Source organism: Cupriavidus sp. DF5525, assembly GCF_040149425.2.
Lineage (GTDB): Bacteria > Pseudomonadota > Gammaproteobacteria > Burkholderiales > Burkholderiaceae > Cupriavidus > Cupriavidus pickettii_A.
The window spans coordinates 3,252,439-3,270,180 of record NZ_CP168265.1 but is presented as its reverse complement, the minus strand read 5'-3'; the positions used below and the strand labels follow the sequence as shown (position 1 = coordinate 3,270,180).

The 17,742-nt window shown below is 64.5% G+C and carries 19 protein-coding genes; 18 read left to right on the top strand and 1 reads right to left on the bottom strand.

Annotated features, from left to right (window positions below; translation table 11 throughout):
- Positions 1-2 precede the first annotated feature (2 nt).
- Positions 3-602 (bottom strand): Maf-like protein, encoded by a 600-nt coding sequence (locus ABNX08_RS15245; protein WP_349604174.1) that lies wholly within the window; start codon positions 600-602, stop codon positions 3-5.
- Positions 603-797: 195 nt separating this feature from the next.
- On the opposite strand from ABNX08_RS15245, the gene ABNX08_RS15240 reads away from it, so the two are divergent.
- The 18 genes from ABNX08_RS15240 (at position 798) to era (ending at position 17,742) form a co-directional block, all read left to right on the top strand.
- Positions 798-1,397, top strand: a complete 600-nt coding sequence (locus ABNX08_RS15240; protein ID WP_022535933.1) for a DUF177 domain-containing protein — start codon at positions 798-800, stop codon at positions 1,395-1,397.
- A 117-nt stretch (positions 1,398-1,514) separates the two neighbouring features.
- The gene (gene rpmF, locus ABNX08_RS15235; RefSeq protein WP_010814675.1) at positions 1,515-1,694 is read left to right on the top strand and encodes a 50S ribosomal protein L32; all 180 of its coding nucleotides are present in this window, start codon (positions 1,515-1,517) and stop codon (positions 1,692-1,694) included.
- A 165-nt stretch (positions 1,695-1,859) separates the two neighbouring features.
- Positions 1,860-2,939, top strand: coding sequence for a phosphate acyltransferase PlsX (plsX, locus tag ABNX08_RS15230; protein WP_022535932.1), 1,080 nt, complete (start codon positions 1,860-1,862; stop codon positions 2,937-2,939).
- A 63-nt stretch (positions 2,940-3,002) separates the two neighbouring features.
- Positions 3,003-3,983: a beta-ketoacyl-ACP synthase III gene (locus ABNX08_RS15225; RefSeq protein ID WP_022535931.1), complete on the top strand. Its 981-nt coding sequence runs from the start codon at positions 3,003-3,005 to the stop codon at positions 3,981-3,983.
- 70 nt (positions 3,984-4,053) lie between these two features.
- Entirely contained in the window at positions 4,054-4,989 is a 936-nt protein-coding gene (gene fabD, locus ABNX08_RS15220) for an ACP S-malonyltransferase (RefSeq protein WP_349604179.1), read from the top strand.
- Between the two features lie 19 nt (positions 4,990-5,008).
- Entirely contained in the window at positions 5,009-5,758 is a 750-nt protein-coding gene (gene fabG / locus ABNX08_RS15215) for a 3-oxoacyl-ACP reductase FabG (RefSeq protein ID WP_022535929.1), read from the top strand.
- Between the two features lie 170 nt (positions 5,759-5,928).
- Positions 5,929-6,168 carry an acyl carrier protein gene (gene acpP, locus ABNX08_RS15210; RefSeq protein ID WP_008644813.1) on the top strand — a complete coding sequence of 80 codons (240 nt, stop codon included), beginning with the start codon at positions 5,929-5,931 and terminating at the stop codon, positions 6,166-6,168.
- 191 nt (positions 6,169-6,359) lie between these two features.
- Positions 6,360-7,592 (top strand): beta-ketoacyl-ACP synthase II, encoded by a 1,233-nt coding sequence (fabF, locus tag ABNX08_RS15205; RefSeq protein WP_022535928.1) that lies wholly within the window; start codon positions 6,360-6,362, stop codon positions 7,590-7,592.
- 637 nt (positions 7,593-8,229) lie between these two features.
- Complete coding sequence (rpoE, locus tag ABNX08_RS15200) at positions 8,230-8,829, top strand: RNA polymerase sigma factor RpoE (RefSeq protein WP_010814682.1); 600 nt, start codon at positions 8,230-8,232, stop codon at positions 8,827-8,829.
- A gap of 115 nt (positions 8,830-8,944) precedes the next feature.
- Complete coding sequence (locus ABNX08_RS15195; RefSeq protein WP_022535926.1) at positions 8,945-9,568, top strand: sigma-E factor negative regulatory protein; 624 nt, start codon at positions 8,945-8,947, stop codon at positions 9,566-9,568.
- Between the two features lie 8 nt (positions 9,569-9,576).
- Positions 9,577-10,656 (top strand): MucB/RseB C-terminal domain-containing protein, encoded by a 1,080-nt coding sequence (locus ABNX08_RS15190; protein ID WP_041681541.1) that lies wholly within the window; start codon positions 9,577-9,579, stop codon positions 10,654-10,656.
- A gap of 136 nt (positions 10,657-10,792) precedes the next feature.
- A complete protein-coding gene (locus ABNX08_RS15185; RefSeq protein ID WP_022535924.1) occupies positions 10,793-12,280 on the top strand; it encodes a DegQ family serine endoprotease in 1,488 nt (495 codons plus the stop codon).
- 18 nt (positions 12,281-12,298) lie between these two features.
- Positions 12,299-12,583, top strand: coding sequence for a glutaredoxin family protein (locus tag ABNX08_RS15180; protein WP_022535923.1), 285 nt, complete (start codon positions 12,299-12,301; stop codon positions 12,581-12,583).
- Between the two features lie 210 nt (positions 12,584-12,793).
- On the top strand, positions 12,794-14,587 hold the full coding sequence (gene lepA / locus ABNX08_RS15175; protein ID WP_022535922.1) for a translation elongation factor 4: 1,794 nt from the start codon (positions 12,794-12,796) through the stop codon (positions 14,585-14,587).
- Positions 14,588-14,668: 81 nt separating this feature from the next.
- Entirely contained in the window at positions 14,669-15,568 is a 900-nt protein-coding gene (lepB, locus tag ABNX08_RS15170) for a signal peptidase I (RefSeq protein ID WP_022535921.1), read from the top strand.
- Positions 15,569-15,615: 47 nt separating this feature from the next.
- Positions 15,616-16,035 (top strand): DUF4845 domain-containing protein, encoded by a 420-nt coding sequence (locus ABNX08_RS15165; protein ID WP_022535920.1) that lies wholly within the window; start codon positions 15,616-15,618, stop codon positions 16,033-16,035.
- 1 nt (position 16,036) lies between these two features.
- Positions 16,037-16,807: a ribonuclease III gene (rnc, locus tag ABNX08_RS15160; RefSeq protein WP_010814690.1), complete on the top strand. Its 771-nt coding sequence runs from the start codon at positions 16,037-16,039 to the stop codon at positions 16,805-16,807.
- Positions 16,804-17,742: a GTPase Era gene (gene era, locus ABNX08_RS15155; protein WP_022535919.1), complete on the top strand. Its 939-nt coding sequence runs from the start codon at positions 16,804-16,806 to the stop codon at positions 17,740-17,742. Before rnc ends, era begins: the two co-directional genes overlap by 4 nt.

Here is a 17,742-nt window from a genome sequence, read left to right as displayed (position 1 = left end):
TCTTATACGGAAAGCAGCGGGTAGCCGACGTGGCGCAGCATGCCGGTCAGCGCGATCAGCGGCAGGCCGACCAGCGCGGTGGGGTCGTCCGACTCGACGCGTTCAAGCAGCGCGATGCCCAGGCCTTCAGACTTGGCGCTGCCGGCGACGTCATAGGGTTGCTCAAGCCGCAGGTAGGTCTCGATCTCGGCATCGGTCAGGTCACGCATGGTGACGCGGGTCTGCACGTCGGCGAGCTGCGCGGCCCCGGTGCGGGCATCCAGCAGGCACAGTGCCGAATGGAAGGTGGCAGTGCGCCCGCGCATGCGGCGCAACTGCGCCACGGCCTTGTCCTGGGTGCCGGGCTTGCCCATCTGCTCGCCGTCGAGCGTCAGCACCTGGTCGGAGCCGATCACCAGGGCGCCGGGGTGACGCGCGGCGATGGCTTCGGCCTTGCGCTGCGACAGCCGCAGCGCGGTCGCCTCGGGAGCTTCGCCGGCCAGTGGCGTTTCGTCGATGTCGGGCACTGCCACTTCAAACGGAATGCGCAACCGCGCCAGCAGCTCGCGCCGGTAGGGCGAGCCGGAGCCAAGGATCAGCTTGGGACGGGGATCTGGAGACATAAGTGATTGAAACGAAACAGGAAGGCGTGTGGATCAAGGGAGTAAGACCTTTGACCTCGAAATGGTTTACGTCGTATAATCGCGCGTTTTGCCGCATCCGCATCCGGGCGCTGTGCCGCCAATGTGCGCGGCCCGTAGTCCCGCAGGCTAGGATTGTGGCGAACCAGTCATTGAATTGCGACCGGAGCCACGCACATGACCCAGCCGACCCAGCCCGTTGACTTGCGCGCGCTCGATCTCTTCGCGTTTTGCCGGAAGGGTGAAAGCCTGGCCGGCGACGTGACGGTGCGGGATTTGCCGCGCATCTTAGCCGAGACGGCCGCGCAAGCGCCAGCCTCGGCACCCGATGAGACGTTTGCCTTTACGGCCACCGGTTTCGTGCGCGAAGAGGCGGCCGAGCCCGGCGCCCCGGTGGCGCAGCGGCTGTTCCTCGACGTGAGCGTGCAGGGCCGGATCTGGCTGGAGTGCCAGCGCTGCCTGGACCCGTATGCCGAGCCGGTCGACACGGCCACGCGCTTCGAGGTGGCGGAAAGCGACGAAGCGGCCGACGCCGCGCCGATGGACGACGACGAAGTCGACGTGATCGCCGGCTCGAAGCGTTTCTCGCTGCTGGAACTGATTGAAGATGAAGTGCTGCTGGCACTGCCGGTGGCACCCAAGCATGACGTCTGCCCGACGGTACACGAAAGCCTCGTGACCGGTTCGGACGGCGAGGCGCAGCCCGAGGCTGAGCCTGAGGAAGAAAAGCGGCCATCGCCCTTTGCGGCGCTGGCCGGCCTGAAGAACAAGCACTGACGCCGATCGCGGCTGACGGCAAGGTCTTCAGGTGTCGTTGCAGCATCCGGCCGGGCCCCGGCTACGCCTTGGGCGGGATGCGTGTGTTAATATTGAAAAATTCTCGAAGGAGTCATCATGGCAGTTCAACAGAACAAGAAGTCGCCGTCCAAGCGCGGCATGCACCGTTCGCACGATCACCTGTCGGCAGCGCCGCTGGCAGTTGAGCCGACCACCGGCGAAACCCACCTGCGTCACCACGTGAGCCCGAACGGCTACTATCGTGGCCGCAAGGTCATCAAGACCAAGAACGACTGATAGCTTCGTTCGGCGTGACATTGCGTCTCGCTAGCGCATGCCTGTAGGTCGGACAAGAAACGGTCAGACACAAAAAAGCGGCAAGATCGTTGCCGCTTTTTTGTTGGGCGCTCGGGATTCCCGCCGGGCGTGGCGCGCGCTGCTGCGCTATCCGTACCAGGAACAATGACGATCAAAATCGCTATCGACTGCATGGGCGGCGATCACGGCGTGGCCGTGACGGTGCCTGCGGCGATCAGTTTTCTCTCCCGCCATGACGATGCCGAGATGGTGTTGGTCGGCTTGCCGGATGCCATCCGGGCGCAGCTGAAAAAGCTGCACGCGCTGGACCACGCGCGCGTGAGCATCGTCGAGGCCACCGAGGTCATCACCATGGATGACCCGGTCGAGGTGGCGCTGCGCAAGAAGAAAAACTCTTCCATGCGCGTCGCCGTCACGCAGGTCAAGGAAGGCCAGGCTGGCGCCTGCATCTCCGCCGGCAATACCGGCGCGCTGATGGCGGTGTCGCGCTATGTGCTGAAGACCCTCGAAGGCATCGAGCGGCCGGCCATCGCCACTACCATCCCGAACCAGCAAGGCTGGGGCACTACGGTGCTGGATCTTGGTGCCAACGCCGACTGCGAACCCGAACACCTGCTGCAGTTCGCCCGCATGGCCGAGGCCATGGTCGCCGTGGTCGATCACAAGGAACACCCGACGGTGGGCCTGCTGAACATCGGCGAGGAAGTCATCAAGGGCAACGAGGTGGTCAAGCGCGCGGGTGAACTTCTGCGCGCCTCGGAGCTGAACTTCTATGGCAACGTGGAAGGCAACGACATCTTCAAGGGCACGACCGACATCGTGGTCTGCGACGGCTTTGTCGGCAACGTGGCACTCAAGAGCAGCGAGGGCCTAGCCAAGATGATCGGCAGCATGATCAAGGAAGAATTCACCCGCTCGTGGTTCACCAAGCTGCTCGCGGCCGTGGCCATGCCGGTGCTGTCGCGGCTGGCCAAGCGGCTCGACCCGGCGCGCTACAACGGCGCGTCGCTGCTGGGTCTGCGCGGGCTGGTGATCAAGAGCCACGGTTCGGCCGATGCCCATTCTTTTGAGTGGGCAATCAAACGCGGGTATGATGCCGCCAAGAATGGCGTGATTCCCCGTATCGCACGGGCCTTCGCCGACAAATCCAGCGCCAACGGCGCTGCACAGCCCGCCCCGGAGACAGAGGCGCCGAGCACGCATCCCAGCCCCCACGTCGCCTGAGCGCCACGCGCCGGCCGCCGCGGTTTGTAGCCGGCGCCCGCGGGATATACGATCCGACACTACATGACCAAGTACGCAAAAATCATCGGTACCGGGAGCTACCTGCCTCCGCGGCGTGTGACCAACCATGATCTGGCGACGCAGCTTGCCGAGAAGGGCATCGAGACCAGCGACGACTGGATTGTCTCGCGAAGCGGTATCTCGGCACGCCACTGGGCGGATCCCGATGTGACCAGCAGCGACCTCGCGGTCAAGGCGGCCGAGCAGGCCATCGAGGCTGCCGGCATCGACCGCCAGAGCATCGACCTGATCATCGTCGCCACCTCCACGCCGGACTTCGTGTTTCCCAGCACCGCCTGCATCGTGCAGGACAAGCTGGGTATCACCAACCACTGCGCGGCGTTCGACCTGCAGGCCGTGTGCTCGGGCTTCGTGTACGCGCTGGCCACGGCCGACAAGTTCATCCGCAGCGGCTCGCACCGCAACGTGCTGGTGATCGGCACCGAGGTGTTCTCGCGCATCCTGGACTTCAACGACCGCACCACCTGCGTGCTGTTCGGCGATGGCGCCGGCGCGGTGGTGCTGTCGGCTTCCGAAGAGCCGGGCATCCTGTCGAGCGCGATGCACTCCGACGGCAGCCATGTCAACATCCTGTGCGTGCCGGGCAACGTTGCCGGCGGCAATATCACGGGCAACGCGTTCCTGCACATGGACGGCCAGGCCGTGTTCAAGCTGGCCGTGACCGTGCTGGACAAGGTCGCGCGCGAGGCCATGGAGGCCGCCGCGGTGGCACCCGCCCAGGTCGACTGGCTGATCCCGCACCAGGCCAATATCCGCATCATGCAAGGCACCGCCAAGAAGCTCGGCCTGCCCGCCGAGCGCATGGTCGCCACCGTGCACGAGCATGGCAACACCTCGGCCGCGTCGATCCCGCTGGCGCTGGATGTCGCGGTGCGCGACGGCCGCATCCGCCCGGGCCACACCGTGCTGATGGAAGGCGTCGGCGGTGGCTTCACTTGGGGTGCGGTGCTGCTGCGCATGTAATATGCGGCCGGCGCCATGGCCTGCGTGACCGCGGCGCCGGTCACCGGTTTCTTATTAGGGTTCCAATCCGATGAAATTCGCTTTCGTATTTCCCGGCCAGGGTTCGCAGTCGGTCGGCATGCTCAATGCCTTTGCTGATAACGCCGTGGTGCGCGCCACCGTGGAAGAGGCCTCGGCTGCGCTCGGCCAGGACCTCGGCCGCCTGATCGCCGAAGGCCCTGCCGAAGAACTTAACCTGACCACCAACACGCAGCCGGTGATGCTGACCGCCGCCGTGGCGATCTACCGCGCCTGGCTGGGCGCCGGTGGCCCGGCACCGGCACTGGTTGCCGGCCACAGCCTGGGCGAGTACTCGGCGCTGGTAGCCGCGGGGGTGATCCCGTTCGCCGAGGCGGTGCCGCTGGTGCGCTTCCGCGCGCAGGCGATGCAGGAAGCCGTGCCGGTGGGCGAGGGCGGCATGGCCGCGATCCTGGGCCTGTCCGACGACGATGTGCGCGCCGCGTGCGCCGAAGCATCGGCCGCGGGCGTGGTCGAGGCCGTCAACTTCAACGCACCGTCGCAGGTGGTGATCGCCGGCCACAAGGGCGCGGTCGAGAAGGCCTGCGAAATCGCCAAGGCCAAGGGCGCCAAGCGCGCGCTGCCGCTGCCGGTGTCGGCGCCGTTCCACTCGTCGCTGCTCAAGCCCGCCTCGGACCGCCTGCGCGAGCGGATGACCGGGCTGGGGTTCGCCGCGCCGTCGATTCCGCTGGTGAACAACGTCGACGTGGCCATCGTCAACGACCCGGACGCAATCAAGGACGCTCTGGTGCGCCAGGCCGCAGCGCCGGTGCGCTGGGTCGAGTGCGTGCAGAAGATGGCCGCCGAAGGCGTCACGCACGTGATCGAGTGCGGCCCGGGCAAGGTGCTGGCCGGCATGACCAAGCGCATCGACGGCAACCTGACCGGCGGCGCGATCTTCGATCCGGCCTCGCTGCAAGACACGCTGGCACTGCTGAAGTCAGCGTAAGGACGAAAGGACACTCCGCATGACCAAACTTCTCGAAAACCAGGTTGCGCTGGTGACCGGCGCCTCGCGCGGCATCGGCCGTGCCATTGCGCTGGAACTGGCCCGCCAGGGCGCTACTGTGATCGGCACCGCCACCAGCGATGCCGGCGCGGCCGGCATCACCGATTACCTCGGCACCGAAGGCCTGAAGGGCAAGGGCGCCGTGCTGAACGTCAATGACGCGGCCGCTTGCGACGCGCTCATCGACGAGATCGTCAAGACGCATGGCGGCATCGGCGTGCTGGTCAACAATGCCGGCATCACGCAGGACCAACTGGCAATGCGCATGAAGGACGAGGACTGGCTGGCGGTCATCCAGACCAACCTGACCTCGGTATTCCGCCTGTCGCGCGCGGTGCTGCGCCCGATGATGAAGGCACGCCAGGGCCGTATCATCAATATCACCTCGGTGGTGGGCTCGGTCGGCAACCCCGGCCAGATGAACTACTCGGCCGCCAAGGCGGGCGTGGCGGGCATGACCCGTTCGCTGGCTGCGGAAATCGGCAGCCGCAACGTGACCGTGAACTGCGTCGCGCCGGGTTTTATCGACACCGACATGACCAAGGCGCTGTCCGAAGAGCAGCATGCTTCGCTCAAGACGCAGATCCCGCTGGGGCGCCTGGGTCAGCCGGAAGATATTGCCAATGCGGTGGCCTTCCTGGCCGGTCCGCAGGCCGCGTACATCACCGGCACCACGCTGCATGTAAACGGCGGGATGTACATGAATTAATGGGTTTTTGGGTGGCAGATTTCGGGGGAAAAGCCGGAAGAAGCCATCTGAAGTGGTAGTTTTCCGAACCAAACGGGCGCAATTCTTGCAAAGCTTGGCAGGCGGCATTTCTGTCGTCTCAAACCTGCTAAAATGCGCCCACTTTTTGTCGAACTTCCCTGGAGGGTTACATGGACAATATCGAACAACGCGTCAAGAAAATCGTGGCAGAACAGCTTGGCGTGGCCGAGGCAGACATCAAGAACGAATCCTCGTTCGTGAACGATCTCGGTGCAGACTCGCTGGACACGGTTGAACTCGTGATGGCGTTGGAAGATGAATTCGGCATGGAAATTCCCGATGAGGAAGCCGAGAAGATCACGACCGTGCAACAGGCTATCGACTACGCCACCGCGCACGTCAAGGCCTAAGCCCGTCGTCTCTGAATTCCGAGCCACAGAAGGCAGGTGGGCGGGCCGTCGCGGCCTCGCCTTGCTGTTTTCTGTGGCTTTCGTCTGTTCGAAGAAGCAGAATGGAACGTGCCTCGCCGCGCGGCCAGCCGGCCGGGCCGCAGGTTGATCCACCGCTCCGCTCCCGCTTCATACACCCGTAGGAAAACATAGTGAGCCGTCGTCGCGTCGTCGTCACTGGGCTTGGCCTTGTGTCTCCGGTCGGAAACACGGTTGCCGAAGGTTGGGCCAACCTGGTTGCCGGCAAGTCCGGCATCGCCACCATCACCAAATTCGATCACTCCGCGCTTTCCGTGCACTTCGCCGGTGAAGTGAAGGGCTTCAATCCGGAGGACTACATTCCGGCCAAGGAAGCCCGCAATATGGATGCCTTCATCCATTTCGGCATCGCGGCAGGTACGCAGGCCCTGAAGGACAGCGGCCTGGAAGTGACTGAAGCCAACGCCGAGCGCATCGGCGTGCTGGTCGGCTCGGGCATCGGCGGCCTGCCGATGATCGAAGAAACCCACGCGGTGCTGACCGAACGCGGTCCGCGCCGCATCTCGCCGTTCTTCGTGCCGGGCTCGATCATCAACATGATCGCCGGGCACCTGTCGATCATCCACGGCATCAAGGGCCCGAACCTGGCCGCGGTGACGGCCTGCACCACCGGCCTGCACAGCATCGGCCTGGCCGCGCGCCTGATCCAGGCCGGCGATGCTGACGCCATGCTGGCCGGCGGCGCCGAGTCGACCGTGTCGCCGCTGGGCATCGGCGGCTTTGCCGCGGCCCGTGCGCTGTCGACCCGCAACGACGATCCGGCGGCGGCCTCGCGTCCGTGGGACAAGGACCGCGACGGCTTCGTGCTGGGCGAGGGCGCCGGCGTGATGATGCTGGAAGAGTACGAGTCGGCAAAGGCGCGGGGCGCGCGCATCTATGCCGAGCTGATCGGCTTCGGCATGAGCGGCGACGCGTTCCACATGACCGCGCCCAACATGGACGGCCCGCGCCGTTGCATGGTCAATGCGCTGAAGGACGCCGGCATCAACGGCGACGAGGTGCATTACCTGAACGCCCATGGCACCTCCACGCCGCTGGGCGACAAGAACGAATCCGATGCGATCAAGGCCGCGTTCGGCGAGCAGGCCTACAAGATGGTGGTGAATTCGACCAAGTCGATGACCGGCCATCTGCTGGGCGGCGCCGGCGGGCTGGAATCGGTCTTCACCGTGCTGGCGCTGCACAACCAGGTAGCGCCGCCGACCATCAACATCGACAACCAGGATCCCGAGTGCGACCTGGACTACGTGGCCAACACGGCGCGTGACATGAAGATCGATGTGGCGGTGAAGAACAACTTCGGTTTCGGCGGCACCAACGGCACGCTTGTCTTCCGCCGCGTCTGATCCGTGGTTGAGGCGGGCCCTGCGCGGGCTGCGCCAGGACAGGGTCCATCCGTTGCGGTGGGCCCTGTTCGTGTTTTGCGCCGCAGAAGTTGCGGCGCTCTGCCTGCTTGCGCTGACGCTGGCCGATGCGGTCGCCGCCAGCCCGGCGGGCTTTCAATGGCTGCACGCCGCCCTGGCGCCCGCACTCGTGCTTGCCGGTGCGGGGACAGTGCGGGCGTGGCGCGGCTGGTGGCGTGCCTTGCGCTGGCGCTGTGTGGCCGTGCTGCCGGCTGCCGATGGCAGGGGACCGCTGCGGATCCGGCTGGAAGGTCCCGGCGGTGTTCGGCGCGAGACTGTGGTTCGCGCCTGCTGGCACGCCGGTGGTACTGCTGTCGTGCGTTTCGCTTCCGGCGCGCCTGGAGTGCCGGGCGCCATCTTTCTCCCCTGGCAAGCGGCCTCGGCCGGCATGGTGCGACGGTTGCAACGTGACGCCAGAGTTGCACTGCGGGTGCAACCAGATCCGGCGGCTGGGGAACGATTTTGTTAGCTTGCGGTCACAGGAGGCGCGTTGCTTCACCGGGCGAGTCCTGAATCGTAGGTAAAATACAACGTTTGTCGTGACGACCAAACCAAGAGATACACTGCAGGTGAGCCATACGTGAGCGAACGCGAAGCCGATCAGCTCCTAGTTGAACGCGTCCAGCAGGGCGATAAGCGGGCCTTTGAACTTCTGGTGACCAAATACCATCGGAAGATCATTCGCCTGATCTCGCGCCTGGTCAGGGACCCCGCCGAAGTCGAGGATGTGGCGCAGGATGCCTTTATCAAGGCATACCGTGCCTTGCCCCAGTTTCGCGGGGAGTCGGCCTTCTATACGTGGCTGTACCGGATCGCCGTCAACACGGCCAAGAACTATCTGGCCACCCAGGGCCGCCGCCCGGAAGCGTCCAGCGATATCGATGCAGAAGAGGCTGAAACTTTTGCGGACGGTGAGCAACTAAGGGATATCAATACGCCGGAGTCGATGCTTCACACGCGCCAGGTTGCCGAGACGGTGAACCGAGCGATGGAAGCACTGCCGGAGGAATTGCGGACCGCCATCACGCTGCGCGAGATCGAGGGCCTCAGCTATGAGGAGATCGCCGAAGCGATGGGATGTCCGATCGGCACCGTACGCTCGCGCATCTTCCGTGCGCGCGAGGCGATTGCCGAGAAATTGCGCCCGCTGCTGGGAACGGCAGAAGGCAAGCGGTGGTAGTTGTTCGGTAGCAAGGAAGAATGTCGTGCGGCCAGCGTTGCAGCCTATTCCTGCATCGATAAGCGACAGAAGTGACGGGATTATCGGTGTTCAATGGAATGTCTTGGGGTGGGAAATGGGTCAGGCTCATAAGCAGTCGGTTCATGTAGTGGAAGCAGCGGAGCAGATCTCCGTACTGATGGACGGCGAACTGGCGCCGCACGAAGTCGATGCCGTGCTGGCCCTCGCGAAAAGCGACGCCGGCCTGTCCGACTGGTCCGCATACCAGTTGATCGGTGACTCGCTGCGCTCGGAAGACCTGACGCACGCGGGTTCCACCGCCGCTTTTCTCGCTAAATTCTCCGCGCGCCTGGAAGCCGAGCCGCACGTGCTGGTGCCGGCCGTGGCGCAGGCCAGCGCCCGCCATCGCCTGCTGGTCAGGCCGTCGTGGGTGCGCCGCGTGATGCCGGGCACCGCGATCGCGGCCGCCGTGGCGGCGGTCAGCTGGGTGGTCGTGCCGCAGATGCGCGGCCCCGCCAGCCTGGGCACGCCGGATGCCGTGGTAGCGCGCGCCGACCAGCCCGCACAGCCGAACGGCATCGTCACCGTGGCAGCGGAAAACACCCAGATGATTCGCGATCCCCGCCTGGACGAATACCTGCGTGCCCATCGCACGTCGGTGGCAACGGATGCTGTTGTGCCGACCATGCGCACGGTTGCCAACGGTGCAAGCTTCTCTCAGGAAAATACGCAGGAATAATGCCGGACATGCATAAAGGATGGTCGCCCGCCTATGTAGCGGGCGCCCAGAAAATCAGGGCCGTGCGTAGGTCCTTTTTTCTGGCCTTGTGTCTGACTGCTGCCGCGGCCACCGCGCAGCCTTTGGACAATACGCTGAACCGACGCGATGCCACCGCCTGGCTCAACAAGATCCACAAAGCCGCGCAGCGCGAGAACTATGTCGGCACGTTGATCTACCAGCGCGGTAGCGTCATGCATGCCTCGCGCATTCAGCATTACAGCGATCTCGTCCACAACGAATACGAACGCCTGGAAACGCTCGACGGCAAGCCGCGCGAGGTGCTGCGGCAGAACGACGTCGTGCACAGCCTGATCCCCGAGGCCAAGCTGGTGGTGGTGGAGAAGCAGGAAGCCAAGGACCGCTTCCCGGCGCTGCTCGCCACCAATAAGAACGACGTGCTGGAGCTGTACGACATGCGCAAGATGCCCGCGGAGCGGGTCGCGGGCATGGAGTGCGAAGTCTTTGCGCTGGAACCGCACGATGCCGCGCGCTACGCGGTGCGGCTGTGGGCCGAGAAGAGTTCCGGCCTGCTGATGCGTGCGCAGACCATCGGCGACGGCGGCAAGGTGCTGGAGCAGGTCGCGTTCTCGCAGGTGCAGATCGGCGTGCCGTCGGAGAAGCAGCGCATTCTCAGCGCGATCAAGAGTGCCAGCAGCTGGAACCACTACGAGGTCAAATACCAGCCGACCAATATCGCCGATGAGGGCTGGTCGATCGCGGTGCCGCTGAAGGGCTTCCAGAAGATCCGCGAAGTCCGCCGCCCGCTGGGCGAGCTGCGCGCATCGGCGCAGAACAACGGCCGCAGCCAGGTCTTCGAAGTGCTGCAGATTGTCTACAGCGACGGGCTCACCGGCCTGTCGGTCTTTATCGAGCCGGTTTCCGAGCAACGCGTGCGCCGCGAAGGCGTGGCCGCGCTCGGCGCGACCCAGGTCGTGGTGCGCCGGATCTCCGATTTCTGGATTACCGTGGTGGGCGAGGTCCCGGCGAGCACCGTCAAGCAGTTTGCGACGGCCGTGGAGTACCGCCCGCCCAAGGCGGTACACTAAGCCAAACGCAGGTGCAGCCGGCGCCGCGGGACCCTCCGTCCCCGGTGCCGGCTCCATGAAACCTGTGCAGGGGTCCCCGCCAAAGGATCACATCCAGCCGGTTTTACCTTCTTTCCCTGAATCCCGGGAGTTGTCGATGACTTTCAGATCTCCAGCCCTGGCGCGGGCCATGGTCATGGCTGCCATGTTGGTGCTCGGCCCGACGGTGGCCGAAGTCAGCCATGCCCAGGCTGCCGCCGCCAACTACAACCTGCCCGATTTCACTGACCTGGTGGAAAAGGCGAGCCCGGCCGTGGTCAATATCCGCACCACCGAGCGCGCGCGCCAGCGCAGCGGCGCGCCCGGCGACGATGACGAGATGGCCGAATTCTTCCGGCGCTTCTTCGGCGTGCCCATGCCCGGCGCGCCGGCGCCCGGCACCCCGCCGCGCCGCGGCCAGCCGCCCCAGCAGGAAGAGCAGAGCCGTGGCGTGGGCTCCGGCTTCATCATCAGCCAGGACGGCTATGTGATGACCAACGCGCACGTGGTCGCCGATGCCGAAACCATCTACGTGACCCTGCCCGACAAGCGTGAGTTCAAGGCCAAGCTGATCGGCTCCGACAAGCGCACCGACGTGGCGCTGCTCAAGATCGAGGCCAGCGGCCTGCCGCGCCTGCCGCTGGGCGATTCCGACAAGGTCCGCGCCGGTGAGTGGGTGCTGGCTATCGGCTCGCCGTTCGGGCTGGACAACAGCGTCACCGCTGGCATCGTCTCGGCCAAGGGCCGCGACACCGGCGACTACCTGCCGTTCATCCAGACCGACGTGGCGGTCAACCCCGGCAACTCGGGCGGTCCGCTGATCAACCTGCGCGGCGAAGTGATCGGCATCAACTCGCAGATCTACAGCCGCAGCGGCGGCTATATGGGCATTTCGTTCGCGATCCCGATCGACGAGGCGATGCGCGTGTCCGAGCAGCTCAAGACCGCTGGGCGCGTGACGCGCGGTCGCATCGCCGTGGCGATTGGCGATGTCACCAAGGAAGTGGCCGATTCGCTGGGCCTGGGCCGTGCGCGCGGCGCACTGGTCGGCAGCGTGGAGCCGGGCGGTCCTGCCGAGAAGGCGGGTATTGAAGCCGGCGACATCATCCTGAAGTTCAACGGCCGTGATATCGAACGTGCTTCGGACCTGCCGCGCCTGGTGGGTGATACCAAGCCGGGCACGCGCGTGCCGCTGCAGCTGTGGCGCAAGGGCGGCACCCGCGAGGTCACGATCACCGTCACAGAGCTGGAGCCGGACGGCAAGGCCCGCGCCAGCAGCAGCGCCAAGCCCAAGGACGAGGGCGCTCAGACGAGCAAGCCCAACGCCCTGGGGCTGGTGGTCAACGACCTGCCCGAAGCGCGCCTGAAGGAGCTCAAGCTCAAGTCCGGCGTGGAGGTCGAGTTGGCCGACGGCCCGGCGTTGCGTGCCGGCATCCGTCCGGGTGACATCATCCTGCGCCTGGGCGATACCGACGTGACCAATGCGCGCCAGTTCAATGAGCTGGTGCGCAGCCTGGACAAGAGCCGCATTGCCGCGGTGTTCGTGCGGCGCGGCGACGCCACCCAGGTGCTGACGCTGCGTCCGGGCGCCACCTCCACCCGCTGATCGCCACCAGGATCCGGTATGCCCGCGCTGACGCTGTACGGCCGGGCATATTGCCACCTGTGCGATGACATGAAGGTCGCGCTGGAACTGCTCCGGCGCGATTTTTCTTTCGAACTGCATGAAGTGGATGTCGATGCCGATCCCGGCCTCGAGGACCGCTTCGGCGAACTGGTGCCGGTACTGATGCCCGGCACGCCGGCCGAGCTGGAAGGGAAGGCGACGCAGCTTTGCCACTATTTCCTTGACGAAGCAGCGGTGAGGGTGTGGCTTGCCGCACATGGCGCCGCCAACGCCAGCTGCTGACGGACGCTGACAGCGGCCGGCAGCCGTGCCGCGCGACCATTTCACGACCCGGAAGCCGTTGAAAATCCGGTAAAATTGCGGATTGGCGCAAAAATTGCACCTCCAAACCTTGCGGCACGCCCGCGCACGCCTTGCGGCGCGCGGCGCCGGGCCGTTCACGAACGCTTGAAGCTGCCTGGGCCCTCTTGCCGGCGCTCCCCTGAAGACTAGATGGACCATATCCGTAATTTCTCGATCATTGCCCACATCGACCATGGGAAGTCCACCCTGGCCGACCGGATCATTCAGCTTTGTGGAGGGCTGTCGGATCGGGAGATGGAAGCGCAGGTCCTCGATTCGATGGATATCGAAAAGGAGCGCGGCATCACCATCAAGGCGCAGACCGCCGCGCTCAGCTACAAGGCGCGCGACGGCCAGGTCTACAACCTGAACCTGATCGACACACCGGGACACGTCGACTTCAGCTATGAAGTGAGCCGCTCGCTATCGGCCTGCGAAGGCGCACTGCTGGTGGTCGACGCCTCGCAGGGCGTCGAGGCGCAGACCGTGGCCAATTGCTACACCGCGATCGAGCTGGGCGTGGAAGTGGTGCCGGTGCTGAACAAGATCGACCTGCCGCAGGCTGATCCCGACAACGCGATCCAGGAAATCGAGGACGTCATCGGCATTGACGCGCAGGACGCCACGCCGTGCTCGGCCAAGACCGGTCAGGGCGTGCAGGACGTGATCGAGGCGCTGATCGCCAAGGTACCGCCGCCCAAGGGCGACACCGACGCGCCGCTGCAGGCGCTGATCATCGATTCGTGGTTCGATAACTACGTCGGTGTGGTGATGCTGGTGCGGGTGGTCAACGGTACGCTGCGCCCGAAGGACAAGGTACTGCTGATGGCCAACGGCTCGCAGCACCTGGTGGAGCAGGTGGGCGTGTTCACGCCGAAGTCGATCCCGCGCGATGCGCTGACGGCGGGCGAGGTCGGCTTCGTCATCGCCGGTATCAAGGAGCTGAAGGCGGCCAAGGTGGGCGACACCATCACCACCACGCAACGCAAGGCCGACGCGCCGCTGCCGGGCTTCAAGGAAGTCAAGCCGCAGGTGTTCGCCGGCCTGTATCCGGTGGAAGCCAACCAGTACGAGGCGCTGCGCGAGTCCCTGGAAAAGCTTCGGCTGAACGACGCCTCGCTGATGTTCGAGCCGGAAGTGTCGCAGGCGCTGGGCTTCGGCTTCCGCTGCGGCTTCCTGGGCCTGCTGCACATGGAAATCGTGCAGGAGCGCCTGGAGCGCGAATTCGACATGGACCTGATCACCACCGCGCCGACGGTGGTGTACCAGGTGCAGATGCGTGACGGCAGCATGGTGACGGTGGAGAACCCCGCCAAGATGCCGGACCCAAGCAAGATCGAGGCGATCCTGGAACCGATCGTCACTGTCAACCTGTACATGCCGCAGGAATATGTCGGCTCGGTGATCACGCTGTGCACGCAGAAGCGCGGCACGCAGATCAATATGAGCTACCACGGCAAGCAGGTGCAGTTGACCTACGAGATCCCGATGGCGGAAATCGTGCTGGATTTCTTCGACCGCCTGAAGTCGGTATCGCGCGGCTATGCGTCGATGGATTACGAGTTCAAGGAATATCGTCCCTCCGACGTGGTCAAGGTCGACATCCTGATCAATAGCGACAAGGTGGATGCGCTGTCGGTGATCGTGCACCGGTCCAACTCGCAATACCGCGGGCGCGAAGTGGCTGCGAAAATGCGCGAGATCATTCCGCGCCAGATGTACGACGTGGCGATCCAGGCCGCGATCGGCTCGAATATCATTGCCCGCGAAAACGTCAAGGCATTGCGCAAGAACGTGCTGGCCAAGTGCTACGGCGGCGATATCTCCCGCAAGAAGAAGCTGCTGGAAAAGCAGAAGGCCGGCAAGAAGCGCATGAAGCAGGTGGGTACGGTCGAGATTCCGCAGGAGGCCTTCCTGGCCATCCTGCAGGTGGACGACAAGTAATCGCGTGTGGGCGTGGCCGCGGCCGCGCCCGGCCGCCAATAACAAAGGCTGTACCAGGATTTCCAAGAACCAGAAGCCGTCATGAATTTTGCACTGATCCTTTTTGTGCTGGTGGTGATTACGGGCGTCGCGTGGGTGGCGGACAAGCTCGTGTTCGAGCGGCAGCGCCGCTCTTCCGCGCGGCTGGCGCTGGCGGAATTCGATTCGCGCCAGGGCGACCTGCAGGGCCGCTTCGGGGCCGCGGACGCGGATGCCACGCGCAAGCGCCTGGCCGAGGAAAAGCTGCGCCAGCCGTGGTGGCTGGAGTATTCGGCCAGCTTCTTCCCGGTGATCCTGGCGGTGTTCGTGCTGCGCTCGTTCGTGGTCGAGCCGTTCAAGATCCCGTCCGGCTCGATGATCCCGACGCTGCTGATCGGCGACTTTATCCTGGTCAACAAGTACCAGTACGGCATCCGCCTGCCGGTGGTGAACAAGAAGGTGATGGAGGTGGGCGAGCCGCAGCGCGGCGACGTGATGGTGTTCCGCTACCCGAAGGACCAGTCGCTCGATTACATCAAGCGCGTTGTCGGCGTGCCGGGCGACGTGGTGCAGTATTCCAACAAGCGCCTGACCATCAACGGCAAGCCGGCCGAATACACCGTGCTGCCGGACTTCCTGGACGAGGAGCGGCTGGCCTATTCCAAGCATTTTCGCGAGAAGCTGCCAGGCAGCGTCGATCATGGCATCCTGAACGACGTTGACCGCCCGGCGTTCGTGGCAGGCGCGGACCCGGATTTTCCGTACCGCGAAAACTGCACATACAATCAACTTGGCGTGACTTGCAAGGTACCTGTGGGTCACTATTTCGTCATGGGTGACAACCGGGACAACAGCCTCGACTCCCGTTACTGGGGGTTCGTGCCGGACCAGAATATCGTCGGCAAGGCGTTTGTGATCTGGATGAACCTGGGCAATTTCGGACGCGTGGGATCGTTTAAATAAGAATCTCCGCGGCGCAAGAACACTCAACACAAAACGAGGGAAGCGCGATGGGTCGATTTGGGAAGGTGGGGGAAAAGATTCCGGCTCGGCGTCAGGCATGCCGGGCATACCTTGGGCAGCGGGCACGGGCGGGCGGTTTTTCCGTCTGGACGCTGCTGGTGATCGTGGTGTTCGTGATCGGCGTGGCCTTGCCCGCCGTGCGCTCGATCCCGAGCCTGCTGGAATATTTTTCGGTCAAGCGTGCGGCCACTTATGCGAAGCAGCGTGCAGCCAACAAGCGCGAAGTGGTCGAGTATTTTGACAAACAGGCAATCATCGACCGGATTGCCGTAGTAAAAGGCGAAGACCTGCTGATCCGCGAGGACGACAATGGCGCCATCCAGTCGGTCGATTTTTCGTACCGGACCGAAGTGCCCGTCTACGGACCCCTGAGTCTTCTGATTACCTATTCGGGAACGCAGCACTGATATGAACCTCGACGCCTTGCAGCAACGACTCGGCTACCGATTCAGCAAGCCCGAATTGCTGCAACAGGCGCTGACGCACCGCAGCCACAGCGCCCAGCACAACGAACGCCTTGAATTCCTGGGCGATTCGGTGCTCAACTGCGCCGTGGCCGACATGCTCTATGGCATGTTCGGCAAGCTCGACGAGGGCGACCTGTCGCGCGTGCGGGCCAACCTGGTCAAGCAGCAGGCCCTGTACGAGATCGCCCAGATGCTGCAGCTTTCCGACACGCTGCGCCTGGGCGAGGGCGAACTGAAGAGCGGCGGTTTCCGCCGTCCGTCCATCCTCGCCGATGCGCTTGAAGCCATCGTCGGCGCCGTGTTCCTTGACGCCGGCTTCGACGCCGCGCGCGCGCTGATCCGCAAGCTCTATATCCCGATCCTGGAGCAGGTCGATCCGCGCACGCTTGGCAAGGACGCCAAGACCCTGCTGCAGGAATACCTGCAGGGCCACAAGATTGCCCTGCCGCAATATAACGTAATCGCCACACACGGGGCCGCGCACAGCCAGCAGTTTGAAGTCGAGTGCACGGTGCCTAAACTGGAAGTCCGGGTGTTCGGCACCGGCGCCTCGCGGCGCGCGGCCGAGCAAGCCGCCGCCAAGCTGGCGCTGGATGAAGTCCAGAAGCTGGTGCCGCAGCTGCTCAAGCGCAGCCGCGCCGAGCGCACCGGCAAGACCCGCAAGCAACCCGTGCCGCAGGACCCACAGTTGTCTCTCAGGTTGAAGGAATGACCGAATCTAACCATCCGCAGCAAGATGCGGCGGATACCCCAGCCGCGGCGTTCCGCTGCGGCACCGTGGCCATCGTCGGCCGCCCCAACGTGGGCAAGTCCACGCTGATGAACGCGCTGGTCGGCCAGAAGATCAGCATCACCTCGCGCAAGGCGCAGACCACGCGGCACCGCATCGTCGGCATCCAGACCACGGATGACGCGCAGTATGTGTTCGTCGATACGCCAGGCTTCCAGACCCGCCATGCCAGCGCGCTGAACCGCTCGCTGAACCGCGCGGTCACGTCCACGCTGTCGTCGGTGGACCTGATCCTGTTCGTGGTCGAGGCCGGCTACTACGGTGCCGACGACGAGAAGGTGCTGTCGCTGCTGCCGAAGAACACCCCGGTGCTGCTGATCGCCAACAAGCTCGACCGCGTCACCGGCGAGAACCGCTCGGAAGTGATGATGCCCTTCCTGGAAAAGATGGGGCAGCTGTTCCCGTTCCGCGAAGTGGTGCCGATGACGGCCAAGACCCGCGACCATATCGCGCGCCTGTTCGACATCATCCGGCCCTACCTGCCGGAAGGCGAGCCGATGTACGACGCCGACGCGATGACCGATCGCAGCGAGCGTTTCCTGGCCTCCGAGATCATCCGCGAAAAGGTGTTCCGCTGGACCGGCGACGAACTGCCGTACACCAGCACCGTGGTGATCGACAAGTTCGAGACGGAAGGGCGCCTGCGCCGCGTCTTTGCCACCATCCTGGTCGAGCGCGACGCGCACAAGGCCATGATCATCGGCAACAAGGGCAGCAAGCTTAAGCAGATCTCCACCGAGGCGCGCCTGGACATGGAAAAGCTGTTCGACGGCAAGGTCTACCTCGAGATGTGGATCAAGGTAAAGAGCGGCTGGGCCGACAACGAAGCAGGACTGCGGGCTTACGGCTACGAGTGA